Raw genomic sequence first — 17598 nt, forward strand, 5'->3', positions numbered from 1 at the left:
TAAAACTACTATAGCAACGAGTTGCACGCCGTGGACAAGACCCTGTCTCCCTTGCTTGCCAAAGACCCGCAGCCCAGCCTGTTGCTGGCCGCCGATGCCAGGCCGCTGGCCACCAACCCGGCCTTGCAGGCCTTGCTGCAGGAAGGCCCGCCGCTGGCGGCCTGGCTACCGGCCAACTGCGCCGCGCTGGTGCGGGCCTGCCTGCGGCAGCACCGGGCAATTGCCGACGTGGAGGTACAGGTTGGCGAGCACATCGTGCTGTGGACGTTCATCCCAGATGACCGGGGCCAGCAGGTGCTTGGCCGCTGCCGTGACGCCAGCGCCGAACGCCAGGGTGCACGCGAAGCCAGCCGCGCCCGGCGCCTGTACCGTTTGATCATCGAGAACACCACGGACCTGATCTCCCGGCACAGCCCTGACGGGCGCTTCCTCGACGCCTCGCCGGCGGCCTTCCGCCTGTTGGGCCGGTGGCCCGAGCAACTGCGGGGCATGGCCGTGCGGACCTTGCTGCACCCGCGTGAACGCCGCCAGGTGCTGGCCCAGGCTGCTGCTGCCCTGGACCAGGACGGCTACCACACCATGACCTGCCGGGTGCGCCAGGCGGCGGGCGGCTACCGCTGGTTCGAGATTGCCAGCCGCGCCATCCGCGAGACCTACACCGGGGCAGTGGTGGAAATCGTCAGTGTTTCCCGTGATATCACCTTGCGCATCGAAGCCCAGGAGAGCCTGGCCCACAGCGCGCGGCTGGCTACCTTGGGCGAGTTGGCGTCCGGCATCGCCCACGAGATCAATCAGCCGTTGGCGGCGGTGGTCAACTATGCCAACGCCAGCCAGCGTTACCTGCAAGGCCTGGAGCGCGACCCGCAGGCGCGTGAGCGGGTCGGGCAGGGGCTGCAGCGCATCACCGAGCAGGCTACCCACGCCGCGCAGGTGATCCGCCGGCTACGCGTGTTCCTGCGTAAAGGGCCGCGCCGGCTGCAGGCGCTCGACATGCTCGATGTGGCCAATGAAGCCATGCGCCTGTGTGCCTGGGAGGCGGCGCGCGACCAGGTCAGCATCGAACTGCGCATGAGCGCGCAATTGCCGGCGGTGTATGCCGACCGGGTGTTGCTGGAGCAGGTGCTGCTGAACCTGCTGCGCAATGCCATCGATGCCAATCGCGAGCAGCAGGGCGCACGGCCCTCACGTATCCTGCTGGGCGCCGTGCGCGAAGGCGACGGCGTGTTGGTCGAAGTGACGGACCAAGGGCCGGGCGTGGCGGCCGAGCGCCTGGATGAAATCTTTACCCCGTTCACCACCAGCAAGGCCGATGGCCTGGGGCTGGGCCTGAGCATGAGCCGCAGCCTCATCGAAGGCTTTGGTGGCAGCTTATGGGCGCGTGCGGGCGCGAACGGTGGGTTGGTGTTGTGCTGCCGCTTGGCAGTGAGCAGGGAATAACGGGAGGTCAGGGTGCAAGCGAAGGTGTATGTGGTCGACGACGACCAGGGCATGCGTGATTCCACGGTCTGGCTGCTGCAGTCGGTGGGGCTCGAGGCCCTGTCGTTTGCCAGTGGGCAGGCGTTTCTGGACGCGTGCATCGATGACGGCCCGGCCTGTGTGCTGTTGGATGTGCGCATGCCTGGGCTGGGCGGGCTCGCGGTGCAGCAGTTGATGAAGGAACGGGGCCTGGACCTGCCGGTGATCTTTGTCAGTGGCCATGCCGACGTGCCGATCGTGGTTAGGGCGTTCAAGGCGGGTGCCTGCGATTTCATCGAGAAACCCTATAGCGACCAGTTGCTGCTCGACAGTGTGCAGGCGGCATTGGAGCGGGCAGGGCGCGCGCGTCAGAGCGACCAGGCGTTGGCCCAGGTTCAGGCGCGGGTCGATGGCCTGACGCCGCGTGAGCGCGATGTGTTCGTGCCGTTGGCCCAAGGCTTGAACAACCGTGAGATCGCCGAGCGCCTCGGGGTTAGCGTGAAGACCGTTGACCTGTACCGGGGGCGGGTGATGAAACGGCTGCAAGCAGGAAGCCTGGCGGAACTGGTAGGCATGGCGATCGCCTGCGGCGTGGTGCCAGCATTGATGTAGGCGCGGCCCACAAAGGTCCGTGCTATGCAAATTCATGAAATTTTGCATAGCACCCTAATCAAAGCTTTGACATTCACTGCCTAGGCAGTAATATTTTTAAACAATTAACCGGGCAGACTCCATGGCGCATTTCTCTCCAGAAAACTTCCAGACCTGTGCCATCGGCATGCTGCTGGGCCGCGCGGCGATCCTCAAGGACCGCATTCTCGACTGGCACCTCGAATCAGAGGGCGTCACCGCCGCGCAGTTCAAGGTGTTGATCATCGTCACCCAGTACCAGGTGGACACCCCGGCCGAACTGTGCCGCTACCTGGGCCTGGACAGCGGTTCGATGACCCGCATGCTCGACCGCCTCGAGCAGAAGGGCCTGATCCTGCGCAACCGCTGCGCCGATGACCGACGCCAGGTGCGCCTGGCCTTGACCGCCGATGGCCAGCGCTTGGCGGACCGGCTGCCAGAAATCGGTGCGGCAGCGATGAACGAATTGTGCGGCGCACTGGAACCCGAAGAGCTCAAAACGCTCGAGCGCTTGTTGGCCAAGGTGCTGCTCAGCGCTGGCGACCCTTTGACGATCCGCCGCTTTGGCGATCGTTGACCCCTGTTACGCATTATCCAAGGTATTGTCATGGCCACTTCCACAGACACCCCAACCCCTGCCGACCCACCTGCGCCGTCGCGCAAACGCAAGGCCTGGCTGCTTGGCCTGCTTCTGCTGCTGATCCTTGGCGGTGTCGGCGCCTGGGCCTGGTATTCCCTGGTCGGGCGCTGGCACGAAAGCACCGATGACGCCTACGTCAATGGCAACGTGGTGGAGATCACCCCGCTGGTGACCGGCACCGTCACCAGCATTGGTGCCGATGACGGCGACCTGGTTCACGCCGGCCAAGTGCTGCTGCAGTTCGACCCGTCCGACAGCGAGGTGGCGCTGCAGTCTGCCGAAGCCAAGCTGGCGCGCACGGTGCGCCAGGTGCGTGGCCTGTACAGTAACGTCGATGGGCTCAAGGCCCAGTTGCAGACGCGCCAGGCCGAATTGCAAAAGGCCCAGGACAACTACAACCGGCGCAAGGTGCTGGCCGACAGCGGTGCGATTGCTGCAGAAGAAATCTCCCACGCCCGTGACGACCTGAGTGTGGCCCAGAGCGCCCTGGCCAGTGCCCGTCAGCAGCTCAACACCAGCACCGCGCTGGTCGACGACACCGTGGTCTCCTCGCACCCTGAAGTGATGGCAGCCGCTGCCGACCTGCGCCAGGCTTACCTCGACAACGCCCGCACCACCTTGGTAGCGCCGGTGACCGGGTATGTCGCCAAGCGCACCGTGCAACTGGGCCAGCGCCTGCAGCCGGGCACCGCGACGATGGCGGTAATCCCCCTGGACCAGGTGTGGATCGATGCCAACTTCAAAGAAACCCAGCTGCGCGACATGCGTATCGGCCAGCCGGTGGAAATCAGCGCCGACCTGTACGGCAGCGCGGTCAAGTACAGCGGCACGGTCGACAGCCTCGGTGCAGGCACTGGCAGCGCGTTCGCTCTGCTGCCGGCGCAAAATGCCACCGGCAACTGGATCAAGATCGTGCAGCGGGTGCCGGTGCGTATTCACCTAAGCCCGGACCAGCTCAAGGACCATCCGCTGCGTATTGGCCTGTCGACGCTGGTGGAGGTCGACTTGCACGACCAGAGCGGCCCGACCCTGGCCCAGCAACCGCCACAGCAGGCCAGCTACACCACCCAGGTGTACGACCGCCAACTGGTCGATGCCGATAACTTGATCGCCCGGCTGATTCACGAGAACAGCGCATCCGGCAAGACGGCGCAGCGATGAGCAACCAGGCTGCCGCCCAGTTCACGCCGCCGAGCCTGTTGCTGACCACCATCGGTCTGTCGCTGGCAACGTTCATGCAGGTGCTCGACACCACCATCGCCAACGTGGCCTTGCCGACTATTTCCGGCAACCTGGGGGTGAGCTATGAGCAGGGCACCTGGGTGATCACCTCGTTCGCCGTGAGCAACGCCATCGCCTTGCCGCTTACAGGCTGGCTGAGCCGGCGCTTTGGCGAGGTGAAGTTGTTCATCTGGGCCACGTTGCTGTTCGTGCTGGCATCGTTCTTGTGTGGCATCGCCCAGTCGATGCCGGAGCTGGTGGGCTTTCGTGTGTTGCAGGGCGTGGTGGCAGGGCCGTTGTACCCGATGACCCAGACCTTGCTGATAGCAGTGTACCCGCCGGCGAAACGGGGGATGGCCCTGGCGTTGTTGGCGATGGTCACGGTGGTGGCGCCGATCGCCGGGCCGATACTAGGGGGCTGGATCACCGACAGTTACAGCTGGCCGTGGATCTTCTTCATCAACGTGCCGATCGGCCTGTTCGCCGCTGCTGTTGTACGCCAACAGATGCGCTCGCGGCCGGTGGTAACCAGCCGCCAGCCGATGGACTACATCGGCCTTTTGACGCTGATCGTGGGGGTGGGGGCGTTGCAGGTGGTGCTCGACAAGGGCAATGACCTGGACTGGTTCGAGTCGTCGTTCATCATCATGGGCAGCTTGATCTCGGTGGTGTTCCTGGCGGTGTTCGTGATCTGGGAGCTGACCGATCGGCATCCGGTGGTCAACCTGCGGCTGTTCGTGCACCGCAACTTCCGGGTCGGCACCATCGTGTTGGTCGGGGGCTATGCGGGGTTCTTCGGTATCAACCTGATCCTGCCGCAGTGGTTGCAGACGCAGATGGGTTATACGGCGACTTGGGCGGGGTTGGCGGTTGCGCCGATCGGGCTGTTGCCGGTGATCATGTCGCCCTTTGTCGGCAAGTACGCGCATCGGTTCGACTTGCGGCTGCTGGCGGGGTTGGCGTTTCTGGCGATTGGCACGAGCTGCTTCATGCGGGCTGGGTTTACCAGTGAGGTGGACTTCCAGCATGTGGCGTTGGTGCAATTGTTCATGGGGATTGGCGTGGCGCTGTTCTTCATGCCGACGTTGAGCATTTTGCTGTCGGACTTGCCGCCGCATCAGATTGCCGATGGCTCGGGGCTGGCGACCTTTCTGCGTACGCTGGGGGGGAGTTTTGCGGCGTCGCTGACGACGTGGATCTGGATACGGCGGGCGGATCAGCATCATGCGTATCTGAGTGAGAATATCAGCCAGTTTGATCCGGCGACGCGGCATACGCTGGAGCAGCTTGGGGGGGCCAGTGTGCAGAACTATGCGCGGTTGGAGCAGATCGTGAATGCGCAGGCTTACATGATGTCTACGGTGGACTATTTCATGATGATGACCTGGGTGTTTGCGGGGTTGATTTTGTTGGTTTGGTTTGCGCGGCCGCCGTTTACGGCTAAGGCTGGGCCGGCTTCTGCGGGGCATTGATTCTTTGGCTAGAGATGGGGCCTTCGCTGGTATTGAGAGATAGGCAGGGGCCAGTTGCCGGGGCGACGCTTAGTCACCTTTCCGCCCTTACGGCGGGTCACTTTTTGGCAAACGCCCCAAAAAGTAACCAAAAAGGGCTGCGCTCCATAATACGGCCCCTACGCTGCGCTTCGGGGTCCCCTCGCTACGGCCTTGCTCCCGGGAGGACCGCGCTGCAGGGCCCATCCTGGGCCCCAGCGCTTGACGGGCATCCTTGCCCGTCACCTCCCTCCGCAAGGCCTGCGCTCGGCCTCCTGAGTCGCTGAAGGTCAAAAGCCAGATCAAGATCAAGATCAAGAGCTGGATCAAGGGCCGGATCAAGAGCTGGGTCAACGTTGCGTGCGATTGTGCGCTTTGGGGAAGGGGTGGCATTCCCATGCGTTGGCATTTGTCCTATTGTCGAAAGCCCACTTTCAACAGCATTGGCAGGCCCATGGAGAATGTCATCGTCATTACTGGCGCCAGCCGAGGTATCGGCGCGGCGACAGCCCTGCTGGCCGCTCGGCAGGGGTATCGTATCTGCATCAATTACCACGCGGATGACCAGGCTGCCGAGCGCGTCCTTGGGCAGGTTCGCGCGCTTGGCGCCGAAGCGATTGCGGTGCGGGCCGATGTCAGTGTCGAGGATGAAATCATTCAGCTGTTCCAACGTGTCGATGAGGCGCTTGGCCCGGTGACTGCGCTGGTCAACAACGCGGGCACCATCGGTCAGCAGAGCCGTGTCGAGGAGATGTCCGAGTTTCGCTTGCTCAAGATGATGAAGACCAATGTCGTTGGGCCCATGCTTTGCGCCAAACATGCGCTGTTGCGCATGGCGCGTCGGCATGGCGGGCAGGGCGGGGCGATCGTCAACGTCTCTTCAGTGGCTGCGCGCCTGGGCTCGCCCAACGAATACGTCGACTACGCGGCCTCCAAGGGCGCGTTGGATACCTTTACCCTTGGCTTGGCCAAGGAAGTGGCAGGCGAGGGCGTGCGGGTCAATGGCGTGCGCCCAGGCTATATACACACCGGCTTCCATGCGCTTTCCGGTGACCCGGACCGGGTCGCCAAGCTCGAACCCGGCTTGCCCATGGGCCGCGGCGGCCGGCCAGAAGAAGTTGCCGAGGCCATTGTCTGGTTGCTCTCGGACAAGGCCTCGTATTCCACCGGCAGCTTCGTCGATTTGGGCGGCGGGCGCTGAGGCGCCTTATCCTTCCAGTAACTGGCCGACCTGCTCGGCCAGTGCCTCGAGGCTGAAGGGCTTGGTCAGCACGCGCATGTCGGTTTCCAGGTTGCCGTTAGCCAGCGCTGCACTTTCGTCGTAGCCCGTGACGAAGAGCACCTTGAGCCCGGTGTAACGCCCGCGCAACGTGTCGGCCAACTGGCGCCCGTTGATCCCGCCCGGCAAGCCCACGTCGCTGATCAGCAGGTCGGGCGCGGGTTGCTCTGCCAAGCCTGCAAGCGCTTGGGGGCCATCTTCGAACATCATCACGTCGTGGCCCAGGTCATGCAGCACTTCAGCAATCACCAGGCGCATGGCGCTTACATCTTCGACCACGGCGATTCGCTTTGTCGCGCTTGTATTGGAGCGCGGTGCCGGTGCAACGGGTTTGAGTACGGCAGGCGCAGGCTGCGCGTGGTGTCTCGGCAGCAGCAAGCGCACCGTGGTGCCCTGGCCCAGGGACGATGCGATGTGCAGTTGCCCACCGGACTGGCGCACAAAACCGAAGACCATCGACAACCCCAGGCCCGTGCCGCGGCCAAGCGGTTTGGTGGTGAAGAACGGGTCGACGGCGCGGGTCAGGGTCTCATCCGTCATGCCACTGCCGTTGTCTTCGACGCTGAGGCAGAGGTAGTCGCCAGGCGTCAGCTCAAGCTGCGCAGCTTGCTCGCTGGTCAACGAGACATTGCACAGGGCGATACGGACCCTGCCCCCGTCGGGCAGGGCATCGCGTGCGTTGATGCACAAGTTGAGCAGGCTGCTCTCAAGTTGAGGAGGGTCGATATGCACCGTCCAGCAAGCGTCGCTGCACTGGTAGTCGAGTTCGATGTGGGGGCCGGTGCTGCGGCTGATCAGGTCTAGCATGCCGGTGACCAGCACCGCGACGTCGGTGGCGCGTGGCTGCAAGGTCTGTTGACGGGAGAACGCGAGTAATCGATGAACAAGCGCCGCAGCCCGTTGTGCCGCGCTATGGGCGCTTTCCAGCAAGGGGGTGATGGTTGCCTTGGGCTGGTCGATGGCCACCCTGTCCCTGGCCAGCTCCAGTGCGCCGAGTATGCCGCCGAGCAAGTTGTTGAAGTCGTGCGCAACGCCCCCTGTCAGCTGACCTACAGCCTCGACTTTCTGCGCTTGGCGCAAAGCCTCTTCGGCCTTCTGGCTCTGCGCCACGGCTTGTTCGACACGCTGCTCAAGCTCTGCGTTGAGGTCTTGAAGGGCACTCTCAGCGCGCTTGCGCGCTGTCACATCACGAAAGATCACCGCCACCTGATGGTTGTGGGCCGGTTCGATACGGATTGCCGCCAGCCCAAGGCAGCGGCCGGTGGCAAGCAACTCATGCTCGAAGTACAGCGGATTGCCAGTCCGCTCCACGGTGCCGAAGTAGTCCAGCCAGACATGGGCCTCGTCGGGTATCACTTCCCGCAGGGTACGGCCCACGACATTGGGCAGCCCGGCATGCCTGCAGTAGGCCGGGTTGGCCATCAGGTGTACGTAATCGCTCAATGGCCCAAGCGGTCCATCGATGAACTGGATGATGCAGAAGCCTTCTTCCATGTTCTCGAACAGAAAGCGGTAGCCTTCCGACGCCTGCGCGCGTGCGTTCAAGCGCAACAGTTCGCTGTTCAACTGGCTGTTTTGCTGTTCGAGCTGATCGATTCGCTGGCGTAAACCCTCCAGCTCATCGGTTGTATTCAAGCATTCACCGGGCATTCATTTCGCTCCATCGATAAACCACAGGCCGCTAATGCATCAGCAGCTGTGCGACCCTTTCCACGAGTGCCGCCAGGTCAAAGGGTTTGGTCAATACACTGGATGCTTCCAGGGTTTGGCCGTGGCTGAGTACAGCGCTTTCATCGTAACCGGTGATGAACAGCACTTTTATGTGCGGGTGCCGTACGCGGCATCGGTCGGCGACCTGCCGACCGTTCAGGCCCCCGGGCAGGCCGATATCGCTGATCAGCAGGTGCGGCGGCGGGCAGCGCTCGAGATACGCCAGCGCGCTTGGGCCGTCGGCGAATGCCTGGACGTCATGGCCGAGCTCTTCGAGTACTTCGTGGATGACCAAGCGCAGGGGCTCCTGGTCTTCTACCAGCACGATTTGCCCAGCCTGCACGGTGTTGCAACTCGCCGGGCGCTGAGCCGGGGTTTGGAAGCTGTTCATCGCTTGCCACGCAAGGTGGCGGGGCAGATACAGTTCGACCAGCGTGCCTTCATCGGGCTTGGACAGGATACGCATCTGCCCCCCTGACTGGCGCACGAAGCCGTAAACCATGGAAAGCCCAAGGCCAGTGCCCTGGCCCATCGGCTTGGTGGTGAAGAACGGATCCACGGCGCGCGCCGCGACCTCTGCCGACATGCCTCGCCCGTTGTCCTTGACCCCAAGGCGCAGGTAATCGCCTGCAGCCAGGTCGAGCCCTTGGGCACGCTGCAGGTCAAGGGTCAGGTTGTCGCCGCTGAGGGTAATCGCGCCACCTTCTGGCAGTGCGTCTCGGGCGTTGATGCACAAGTTGAGCAGGGCGTTTTCCAGCTGTGGCGGGTCGATGAACGTTGGCCACAGGTGCTGCGGGAAGTGGCTGTGCAACTGGATGGACGGACCGATGCTGCCACGGACCAGCTGCTCCATGTCATTGACCAATTGGGTGACATCGGTGGGCTGGGGTTGCAGCGTCTGCTGGCGCGAGAACGCCAGCAGGCGATGCACGACGGCGGCGGCACGCTGCGCCGCGCCACTGGCAACGTCCAGCAGGCTGCCGAGTTGGTCGTGACGCGCCTGTTGCAAGCGTTGCTGCATCAATTCCTGGGCCGCCAGAATGCTACCCAGCAGGTTGTTGAAGTCATGGGCGATGCCACCACTCAAGTGCCCCACGGCCTCCATTTTCTGCGCATGCCGCAGTGCCTCTTCAGCGCTGAGCAGGCGCTGCTGGGCGGCGACGCGTTCGCTGATGTCATACGCGAATAAGTAGGCACCAAGAATCGCACCATCAGGGTCGCGCAGGCAGTTGAAGCGCAGCTCGTAATGCCGTTGTGTAGCCCCCTTGCCGAAACGCTGAGTTATTGTGAACTGCTCGCCCCCCAGCGCACGTTGCCACATCGGCATGATCACGTTCAGGTCGGTGAGGTTGTCGCCCATCAGCGTGCTCACAGAGTCGCCCACTTCCGGGGTGGCGCCGTACAGGTAATGAAATTCCAGCTTGGCCTGCCGGTTGATCGCCAGCCAGCGCATGTTGCTATCGATCATGTGCACGTTAGCCAGGCTGTGCTCGACCACTTCGGCAAACAACCGGCGCTCTGCCAGCGCCGCATTGACCCGTTCTTCGAGCTCTTCGTTCATGCGCTGCAAGGCCAGCTCTGCACGACGCCGTGCGGTGACATCCTTGAACAGCACCGCCACCTGGCGCCGCTCGGCGGGTTCGACGCGAAAGGTCGTGACGGACAGGACATGGCCAGTGGCAACCAGCTCCTGTTCGAAGTGCAGCGGCTCGCCGGTGCGCAGCACTTCACCGTAGCGGGCTACCCAATCGTCGGCCTCATCGGGGACCATCTCGCGCAGTTTTTGCCCGACCACATTGGGGATGCCGGCATGTTTCGCATACGCCGCATTGGCCACGACATGCACGTAGTCACTCAATGGGCCATGTGGCCCATCGAAGAATTCAATGATGCAGAACCCTTCGTCCATGGTGTCAAACAACGAACGATAGAGGATCTGATCGTGCTCCTGGTGGCTCGCCAACTGCGACTCCAGCAGCGCGTTACGGCGCTCCAGGTCTTCGACATGTTGGCGCAGGGAAAGCAGGTCGCGGGAAGGCATGCCGACGTCCGACGAAATTAAAGGCCCAAACTCTAACGTGTTCACCCCAAGGGCGAGAACACCCTTAACGCAAATGCGCGTCCACGCCCAGCAAGCGATCGATCCGCTCACCCAGTGCCTTGAGCTCGAAGGGCTTGGACAGCACCTCGGTGCGCTCTGCAGGCCAGCCTCGGGCCATGCTGCTGGCAATGTCGTAGCCGGTGATCAGTATCACCGGTGCTTCGTTGGCAAGGCCCCGATAGGCCTCTGCGAGCTGGTTGCCGTCGATGCCGCCGGGCAGGCCAACATCGGTGATCAACAAGTCAGGCAATGGGCTGTGCTGCAACGCCTGGAGTGCGCTGCGGCCGTCCTCGAAAACCTGGACCTCGTGGCCCAGCTCTTTTAGCACTTCGCCGAGTACCAGGCGCAGGGTCGCTTGGTCTTCTACCAGCATGATCCGGTGTGGCCTGTGAACCGGCCTGGCGTCAGTATTTTCAGGCGCAGCGCAAGGATGCTCGGGGGTGGTGCTTTCGTTCCGGGGCAGATACAGGTGGACGCTGGTGCCTTGCCCAGGCGTGCTGTCAATGCGTAATTGCCCGCCAGACTGGCGCACGAAGCCATAGACCATCGACAGCCCCAGGCCAGTACCCTGGCCCATGGGTTTGGTTGTGAAGAACGGGTCGAGGGCACGCTGCATCACGTCCTTGCTCATGCCCATGCCAGTGTCGTCCACCCGTATGTGCAAAAATTGCCCTGGCGGCACGTCCAGGCGGCGGGCCTGCTCGTCGTCGAGCTCGGCATTCTCACAGCCAATGCGCAGGGTGCCGCCCAGGGGCATGGCATCGCGGGCGTTGATGCACAGGTTCAGCAGGGCGTTTTCTAACTGTTGGGGGTCGATGCGGATCGACCACTGACCGGCCAGTGTCCGGTCCTGCAAGTCGATGTGCGCATCGATCGAACTGCGGATCAGGTCGTGCATGCCGGCCACCAACCGCTGTACATCGACGGGTTGCGGCAGCAGTGTCTGCTGGCGGGAAAAAGCCAACAGGCGCTGCACCAGCGAGGCTGCACGCAGCGCGCTGTTCTTGCCGACTTCGAGCAGCCTGGCGGTGTCGGACACACGATGCTGCCTCAGGCGTTGCTCGGCCAGCTCCAGTGCGCCGAGGATGCTGCCAAGCAGGTTGTTGAAGTCATGGGCAATGCCACCGGTCAATTGGCCGACCGCTTCCATTTTCTGTGATTGGCGCAGCGCCTCTTCGGTTTGGTGCAGGCGTTCCTGCTCGGCAATGCGCTCGGTAATGTCGTAGGCGAACATATAGCCGCCCTGGATGCGCTGCTGCGCGTCGAGCAGCGGGTGGTAGCGGATTTCATAGTGGCGCAGGGCGTCAGGTGGCCCGAGGGCGATGGTGTCGATGAACGCTTCGCCGGCCAGCAGGCGCGGCCACACCGGGGCCAAGCGGCCCATGATGTCCGGTTGGTTGGCCAGAAACTGCGGGATGTAATCGCCGATCTGCGGCACAAAACCGCGCCACCGCTGGAAGGTTTCGCGGGCTGTGCGATTGATCGCCAACAGGCGCATTTTGCGGTCGGCTGCAAATACGTTGGCCAAGCTGTTATCGACCAGTTCGCCGAGCAGATTGTTGTTTGCCTGCGCAATGTCACCGCGCTGGGCCAGCAGGGTTTCAAGCTCTGCGACACGTGCCTGCAGTTGCTCGTAGGAAGCTTGCGTGACTGGCTGCATGGTGGCGAACCGGTGAGCGGATCGGGCAACTATAGACGCGGCGCAGGCTGACAGCTATCAAAATGAACGAATGATTCGCCCCAGGGTTTCCATGGCCTTTTCGGCGCCGTCATGCCAGGGGCTGCCGTAGTTCAGGCGGATGCAATTACCGAAGCGACGGGTCGGTGAAAAGATGGGGCCGGGCGCGATGCTGATGCCCTGGGCCAAGGCCATGTGGAACAGCTTGAGCGCATCCATCTGCTCTGGCAGTTCAAGCCACAGGAAGTAGCCCCCAGACGGTTGGCTGACCCGCGTCTGCGCCGGGAAGTGGCGGGAGATGGCGGCGAGCATGTTGGCTTGCTGGCCTTCCAGCGCGTAGCGCAGCTTGCGCAAGTGGCGGTCATAGCCGCCGTGTTGCAGGTAGTCGGCGATGGCCGCCTGTGCCGGCATCGATGCGCAGAGCGAAGTCATCAACTTGAGGCGTTCGATCTTCTGCGCGAAACGCCCGGCGGCCACCCAGCCGATGCGGTAGCCGGGCGCCAGGCTCTTGGCGAACGAACCGCAGTGCATCACCAGGCCTTGGGTGTCGAAGGCCTTGGCGGGTTTGGGTGCCTGTTGCGCGTAATACAGTTCGGCGTAGACGTCGTCTTCGATCAGCGGCACCTGATGGCGTGCCAGCAACTCCACCAGCGCCTGCTTCTTGGCCTCCGGCATGCTGGCGCCTACCGGGTTCTGGAAGTTGGTCATGCACCATACGGCCTTGACCGGGTGCTTCTCCAGGGTCTGCGCCAGCACGCTCAGGTCCATGCCTTCGCGGGGGTGAACGGGAATTTCCACAGCTTTGAGTTTGAGCCGCTCCAACACTTGTAGGCAGGCATAGAAGGCCGGCGCTTCGATCGCCACCAGGTCGCCGGGTTCGGTCACGGCTTGCAGGCACAGGTTCAGGGCTTCCAGCGCGCCATTGGTGATCAGCAGCTCTTCCATCGGCAACATCAGCCCGCCGACCATGTAGCGCAGGGCAATCTGCCGGCGCAATTGAGGGTTGCCGGGCGACAGGTCGGTGACCACCATGCGCGGGTCCATCGCACGGCTGGCACTGGCCAGCGAGCGCGACAAACGCTGCAGCGGGAACAGTTCGGGGCTTGGGAAGGCCGAACCGAACGGCACGGTGTTGGGGTCCTTTATCGAGTCGAGGATGGAGAACACCAGCGCGCTGACGTCGACATCGGTGGACTCGCTGACCGGCTGCAAGGCCTGCGGCTCGCAGAACTGGCGCGGTGCATGGGCGTTGACGAAGTACCCCGAACGCGGGCGCGCGCGGATCAACCCGCGCCGTTCCAGCAGGTAATAGGCCTGGAACACCGTGGATGGGCTGACCCCGTGGGTCTGGCTGGCATAGCGCACCGAGGGCACCCGCTGGCCAGGGCCTAGCACACCCGAGCGGATCAGTTCGGCAATGTCATCGGCGAATCGTTCGTAGCGTTTCATTCTGGCCTTCTGTCGAAGCCTGGCAGGCAAGGTGGAAAAACAGTGTAAGGGATCAGCGGTTCATCGGTGCGACGAAGCGGCTTTGTGCCACGCTGCGCACGGCAGGTTCGTCACTGTCCTGCACTTCGAAACTCAAGGTTTGCGAACTGCTGGTTGGGCGTTCTGCAAGCATCGCCACCGAGACCGGCAGTTCGCTCATTTCGCCAGCCGGGATGATGAACTCTGTTTTGCCCTGCAGGGTGAAGCCGTCAGCGTCCAGCAGGCGTAGGTGATAACGTTGGGTGCTTTCAGTCTTGTTGATGACCTTGAGCAGGTAGATGTTCTCGATTTGGCCTTGGGCGTTCTCGCGGAACAGGCCGCGGTCCTTGATCACGTCCAGCGACACCATCGGGCGCTGTTGCAAGGCAACTACCAACGCGCCGATCATCACCACCAGTGCCGCGGCGTAGCCCAACAGGCGCGGGCGCAGCCAGTGGGTGGTGCCGCCCTGCAGGCTGTGTTCAGACTTGTAACCGATCAGGCCGCGGGCATACCCCATCTTGTCCATGACCCCGTCACAGGCGTCGATGCAGGCCGCGCAGCCAATGCAGGCCATTTGCAGGCCATCGCGGATGTCGATGCCGGTGGGGCAGACCTGCACGCACATCGTGCAGTCGATGCAGTCGCCCAGGCCTTGGGCGTGGGCGTCGCTGCCTTTCTTGCGTGGGCCACGGGTTTCGCCGCGGCGCGGGTCGTAGGCCACCGCCAGGGTGTCCTTGTCGAACATCACGCTTTGGAAGCGGGCATAGGGGCACATGTGCAGGCACACTGCCTCGCGCAGCAAGCCGGCATTGATGTAAGTGGCGGCAGTGAAGAACAACACCCAAAACAGCGCGACGCCACCCAACTGCAAGGTCAACAGTTCTGCCGCCAGGGGCCGTATCGGGGTGAAGTAGCCGACGAAGGTCAGCCCGGTGAGCAAGCCGATGGCCAGCCACAGGCTGTGCTTGAGCGCCCGGCGGGCCAGTTTTTCCAGGCTCCAGGGGGCAGCGGCAAGCTTGATGCGCTGGTTGCGGTCACCCTCGCTGACCTTTTCGCACCACATGAACAACCAGGTCCAGGTACTTTGTGGGCAACTGTACCCGCACCACACGCGGCCGGCGTAGACCGTGATGGCGAACAGGCCAAAGGCGCAGATGATCAACAGCGCAGACAGCAGGATGAAATCCTGCGGCCAGAACGTTGCGCCGAAGATGTGGAACTTGCTGCTGCCCAAGTCCCAGAGCACTGCCTGGCGGCCGTTCCAGGTAAGCCAGGCAGTGCCAAAGAACAGTGCGAACAAGGCCCCCGCGAAACCGATCCGCAGGTTGCGGTACAGCCCGGTGAAACTGCGGGTGTGAAGGCCGCTGTCAACGTGGCGTTTGGCGGCTGAACTTGCGGGCGCGGCGATCTCGGTAAAGGGGATTCTATCGTTCATGGCTCGGTGCTCATCAGGCCTCGATCAGGCATGAGCACTATGGCCCCCGAGCTGTTATCAGCACAGGCTCAGGTTTGGCGATAAAAACCGTATCAGATGATCAGCAAAACCACGCCAGGCCTTAGATTACCGAGCCTGGCACGCTGGTCTTCAGATGCCTGCGGCTATCCACCGCACCCGCTACGGTGAGGGCATCAGCTTCTGCTTCGGTGATCGGCACCCGTTCCCCCGCCAGCACCGCCACCGACATGCGCAGCTGTTCATCGGTGATGATTTCAATGGCAGGGCCATCGCCTTCGAGGTGCACATGGTCGCCGATGAGCGTGCAACGGCGGGTGCTTTCGTCGATTTCAACCGGCATGGGAATGTCCTCTTGGTGGCGGTTACAGCTGTGACCACTGTGCAGAGGTGGTTGCTGCATCGATCCGCTGGGCGGGATGTATCGCACTTGCTGGCGCTGCGCGAGTCAACTCTCACAGAGGCAGCCCCAGCGCATTTTGATCAGGAGCGTCACGATGAACCCTTGGTGGCATCCGATTTGGCAAACCATTCAGGCCGAGTTCGCCGACCTCGGCGACGAGCGCGAAGTCACGCGGGTGCTGGTGCGCCTGCTGATGGCGGCCGTGCTGGGTGCGGTGCTGGGTTTCGAGCGTGAGCACAAAGGCAAGTCTGCCGGCGTGCGCACCCACATGCTGGTCTCACTGGGCGCTGCGCTGTTCGTGTTGGCGCCAAGCATGGCCGGGGCCGACGAGCAGGCGCTAAGCCGGGTGATCCAGGGCATTGTCGCCGGGATCGGTTTTCTGGGGGCGGGTACCATTCTCAAGGGTAACGGCCAGGACGCCAGCCATGTGAAAGGGCTGACTACCGCAGCAGGGCTGTGGATGACTGCCGCGATCGGTACGGCCGCCGGCATGGGGCGCGAAGCCACGGCATTGATCAGCACGGTGCTGGCACTGTTGGTGCTGGGCACGATGCCTATGTTGGTGGACAAGGTCGAGAAACAGGATGAGGAGAAACAGAGCGAGGAGGAGGGCAGGAAGCACTGAGGGGAGCCGAAGCTCCCCCCAAAGCGTTGTTGCCTGCTCTTTTTATTATTGAAGACGGCCTTTTGTTGTTTTTGTCAGCCAGTCTTTGTGTCGCGGGCGACCCCCATGCGGGGTCAAGAACAAACGTATTTTTTTGAGCGCTGACCTGCTTTCATCCTGACTGATCCGATGCTGACTGCCGCTACCTTGAGGTAGTTTTATTGTTCTGTGTCAGACCGCGGGGCGTACCCCTGAAAAGCGTGTCTACTCCAAAAAAATCTGCTTGCTACGCCTCTGCCGTGTTGTTCTTGTTATGTCAGAGCCGTTACCTGTTGTTTTTATTGGGTGTCACATTTTTATTGTTCTTGTACCAAAGATATAGCATGGCCCGTGCCAACTTTTTCAAATCCTTTAAAATCAAGCACTTAGGTGTTTTGGTGGAAAACGCTCGACCTGAAATTTTGTCGATTTGTTTCCCTGTTACCCGATTTTTTGCTGCGAAACGTGGGGGAGGTAACACTCCACCCACATTCATGTGACACCCGTGTGACTAGTGCGCGCTGCGTGCGCGCGCCACTCGCGACCCATTGGCGCGGCCCAGCACCGTGCTGATGCGTTGCCCTGCGGCGATCAGGCGGTCCAGGTCGATGCCCGTCTCGATGCCCAGCCCCTGTAGCAGGTACACCACGTCTTCGGTTGCGATATTGCCGGTGGCGCCCTTGGCATAGGGGCAGCCACCCAGCCCGGCCACCGAGCTGTCGAACACATTGATACCTTCAAGCAGGCTGGCATAGACGTTGGCCAAGGCCTGGCCATAGGTGTCGTGGAAGTGCCCGGCCAACTGCTGGCGCGGCACCTGGGCCGACACCACGTCGAACAGCCGGCGGGTATCGCCTGCAGTGCCGGTACCGATGGTGTCGCCCAGCGATACCTCGTAGCAGCCCATGTCATGCAGGGCGCGGGCGACCGGGGCGACCTGTTCGGCGCTGACCTTGCCTTCATAAGGGCAGCCCAAGACGCACGACACATAGCCACGCACGCGCACGCCGTGGCTGCGCGCAGCCTCCATGATCGGCTCGAAGCGCTTGAGGCTGTCGCTGATCGAGCAGTTGATGTTGCGCTGCGAGAACGCCTCGGACGCTGCGGCAAACACCGCCACCTCTTTCACCCCGGCAGCCAGCGCATCTTCGAAGCCGCGCAGGTTCGGCGCCAAGGCGGCATAGGTAACACCGGGGCGCTGCACGATGCCTGCGAACACCTCTGCGGAACCAGCCATCTGCGGTACCCACTTGGGCGAGACAAAGCTGCCGACTTCGATGTAGGCAAGGCCTGCTTCGGTAAGGTCGTCAACCAGGCGCACCTTGTCGGCGACGCTGATGGGCTGAGCTTCGTTCTGCAGACCGTCGCGGGGGCCTACTTCGACCAGACGGACTTCTTTAGGCAAGGGCATGGCGGGTTTCCTGT

Annotated in this window: 14 protein-coding genes; 7 read left to right on the forward strand and 7 right to left on the reverse strand. The window is 62.7% G+C overall.

All coding sequences use genetic code 11. The features are described from left to right. Window positions 1–30: 30 nt before the first annotated feature. The 6 genes from HU764_RS10275 to HU764_RS10300 all read left to right on the forward strand — a co-directional run bounded on the left by HU764_RS10275 (window position 31) and on the right by HU764_RS10300 (window position 6637). Window positions 31–1437, forward strand: a complete 1407-nt coding sequence (locus HU764_RS10275; RefSeq protein WP_186703565.1) for an ATP-binding protein — start codon at window positions 31–33, stop codon at window positions 1435–1437. Between the two features lie 12 nt (window positions 1438–1449). Continuing rightward, window positions 1450–2067 carry a response regulator gene (locus HU764_RS10280; protein WP_186703564.1) on the forward strand — a complete coding sequence of 206 codons (618 nt, stop codon included), beginning with the start codon at window positions 1450–1452 and terminating at the stop codon, window positions 2065–2067. Between the two features lie 121 nt (window positions 2068–2188). Further along, a complete protein-coding gene (locus HU764_RS10285; protein WP_027593555.1) occupies window positions 2189–2662 on the forward strand; it encodes a MarR family winged helix-turn-helix transcriptional regulator in 474 nt (157 codons plus the stop codon). A 30-nt stretch (window positions 2663–2692) separates the two neighbouring features. Further along, window positions 2693–3886, forward strand: a complete 1194-nt coding sequence (locus HU764_RS10290) for an HlyD/EmrA/EmrK family protein (RefSeq protein WP_027593554.1) — start codon at window positions 2693–2695, stop codon at window positions 3884–3886. Beyond that, window positions 3883–5418 (forward strand): DHA2 family efflux MFS transporter permease subunit, encoded by a 1536-nt coding sequence (locus tag HU764_RS10295; protein WP_085274261.1) that lies wholly within the window; start codon window positions 3883–3885, stop codon window positions 5416–5418. The genes HU764_RS10290 and HU764_RS10295 overlap by 4 nt, the downstream gene beginning before the upstream one ends. Window positions 5419–5890: 472 nt before the next feature. Further along, window positions 5891–6637, forward strand: coding sequence for an SDR family oxidoreductase (locus tag HU764_RS10300; protein ID WP_027593552.1), 747 nt, complete (start codon window positions 5891–5893; stop codon window positions 6635–6637). 6 nt (window positions 6638–6643) lie between these two features. Here the strand turns inward: HU764_RS10300 and HU764_RS10305 are convergent, their stop codons facing one another. The 6 genes from HU764_RS10305 to HU764_RS10330 all read right to left on the reverse strand — a co-directional run bounded on the left by HU764_RS10305 (window position 6644) and on the right by HU764_RS10330 (window position 15470). Then, window positions 6644–8350 carry an ATP-binding protein gene (locus HU764_RS10305; RefSeq protein ID WP_225935633.1) on the reverse strand — a complete coding sequence of 569 codons (1707 nt, stop codon included), beginning with the start codon at window positions 8348–8350 and terminating at the stop codon, window positions 6644–6646. A 46-nt stretch (window positions 8351–8396) separates the two neighbouring features. After that, window positions 8397–10466 (reverse strand): hybrid sensor histidine kinase/response regulator, encoded by a 2070-nt coding sequence (locus HU764_RS10310; protein ID WP_186703563.1) that lies wholly within the window; start codon window positions 10464–10466, stop codon window positions 8397–8399. A 64-nt stretch (window positions 10467–10530) separates the two neighbouring features. Then, complete coding sequence (locus tag HU764_RS10315) at window positions 10531–12186, reverse strand: PAS domain-containing sensor histidine kinase (RefSeq protein WP_186703562.1); 1656 nt, start codon at window positions 12184–12186, stop codon at window positions 10531–10533. 57 nt (window positions 12187–12243) lie between these two features. Beyond that, window positions 12244–13653 carry a GntR family transcriptional regulator MpaR gene (gene mapR / locus HU764_RS10320; RefSeq protein WP_027593548.1) on the reverse strand — a complete coding sequence of 470 codons (1410 nt, stop codon included), beginning with the start codon at window positions 13651–13653 and terminating at the stop codon, window positions 12244–12246. A gap of 52 nt (window positions 13654–13705) precedes the next feature. Beyond that, on the reverse strand, window positions 13706–15109 hold the full coding sequence (ccoG, locus tag HU764_RS10325; RefSeq protein ID WP_186703561.1) for a cytochrome c oxidase accessory protein CcoG: 1404 nt from the start codon (window positions 15107–15109) through the stop codon (window positions 13706–13708). A 121-nt stretch (window positions 15110–15230) separates the two neighbouring features. Then, on the reverse strand, window positions 15231–15470 hold the full coding sequence (locus tag HU764_RS10330; RefSeq protein ID WP_027593546.1) for a DUF3203 family protein: 240 nt from the start codon (window positions 15468–15470) through the stop codon (window positions 15231–15233). A 154-nt stretch (window positions 15471–15624) separates the two neighbouring features. Here HU764_RS10330 and HU764_RS10335 point away from each other — a divergent pair, with 154 nt between their 5' ends. Beyond that, window positions 15625–16155 carry an MgtC/SapB family protein gene (locus tag HU764_RS10335; RefSeq protein ID WP_186703560.1) on the forward strand — a complete coding sequence of 177 codons (531 nt, stop codon included), beginning with the start codon at window positions 15625–15627 and terminating at the stop codon, window positions 16153–16155. Between the two features lie 529 nt (window positions 16156–16684). Here the strand turns inward: HU764_RS10335 and HU764_RS10340 are convergent. Then, complete coding sequence (locus tag HU764_RS10340; protein ID WP_027593544.1) at window positions 16685–17584, reverse strand: hydroxymethylglutaryl-CoA lyase; 900 nt, start codon at window positions 17582–17584, stop codon at window positions 16685–16687. Window positions 17585–17598: the final 14 nt, after the last annotated feature.

The organism is Pseudomonas kermanshahensis, from assembly GCF_014269205.2.
Classification (GTDB): Bacteria; Pseudomonadota; Gammaproteobacteria; order Pseudomonadales; family Pseudomonadaceae; genus Aquipseudomonas; species Aquipseudomonas kermanshahensis.

Bases quoted from the DNA above. Each gene is read 5' to 3' on its own strand.
- HU764_RS10285 (WP_027593555.1), top strand. From the start codon at position 2,189: ATGGCGCATTTCTCTCCAGAAAACTTCCAGACCTGTGCCATCGGCATG.
- HU764_RS10290 (WP_027593554.1), top strand. From the start codon at position 2,693: ATGGCCACTTCCACAGACACCCCAACCCCTGCCGACCCACCTGCGCCG.
- HU764_RS10295 (WP_085274261.1), top strand. From the start codon at position 3,883: ATGAGCAACCAGGCTGCCGCCCAGTTCACGCCGCCGAGCCTGTTGCTG.
- HU764_RS10300 (WP_027593552.1), top strand. From the start codon at position 5,891: ATGGAGAATGTCATCGTCATTACTGGCGCCAGCCGAGGTATCGGCGCG.
- HU764_RS10310 (WP_186703563.1), bottom strand. From the start codon at position 10,466: ATGCCTTCCCGCGACCTGCTTTCCCTGCGCCAACATGTCGAAGACCTG.
- HU764_RS10315 (WP_186703562.1), bottom strand. From the start codon at position 12,186: ATGCAGCCAGTCACGCAAGCTTCCTACGAGCAACTGCAGGCACGTGTC.
- mapR (WP_027593548.1), bottom strand. From the start codon at position 13,653: ATGAAACGCTACGAACGATTCGCCGATGACATTGCCGAACTGATCCGC.
- ccoG (WP_186703561.1), bottom strand. From the start codon at position 15,109: ATGAACGATAGAATCCCCTTTACCGAGATCGCCGCGCCCGCAAGTTCA.
- HU764_RS10330 (WP_027593546.1), bottom strand. From the start codon at position 15,470: ATGCCGGTTGAAATCGACGAAAGCACCCGCCGTTGCACGCTCATCGGC.
- HU764_RS10335 (WP_186703560.1), top strand. From the start codon at position 15,625: ATGAACCCTTGGTGGCATCCGATTTGGCAAACCATTCAGGCCGAGTTC.
- HU764_RS10340 (WP_027593544.1), bottom strand. From the start codon at position 17,584: ATGCCCTTGCCTAAAGAAGTCCGTCTGGTCGAAGTAGGCCCCCGCGAC.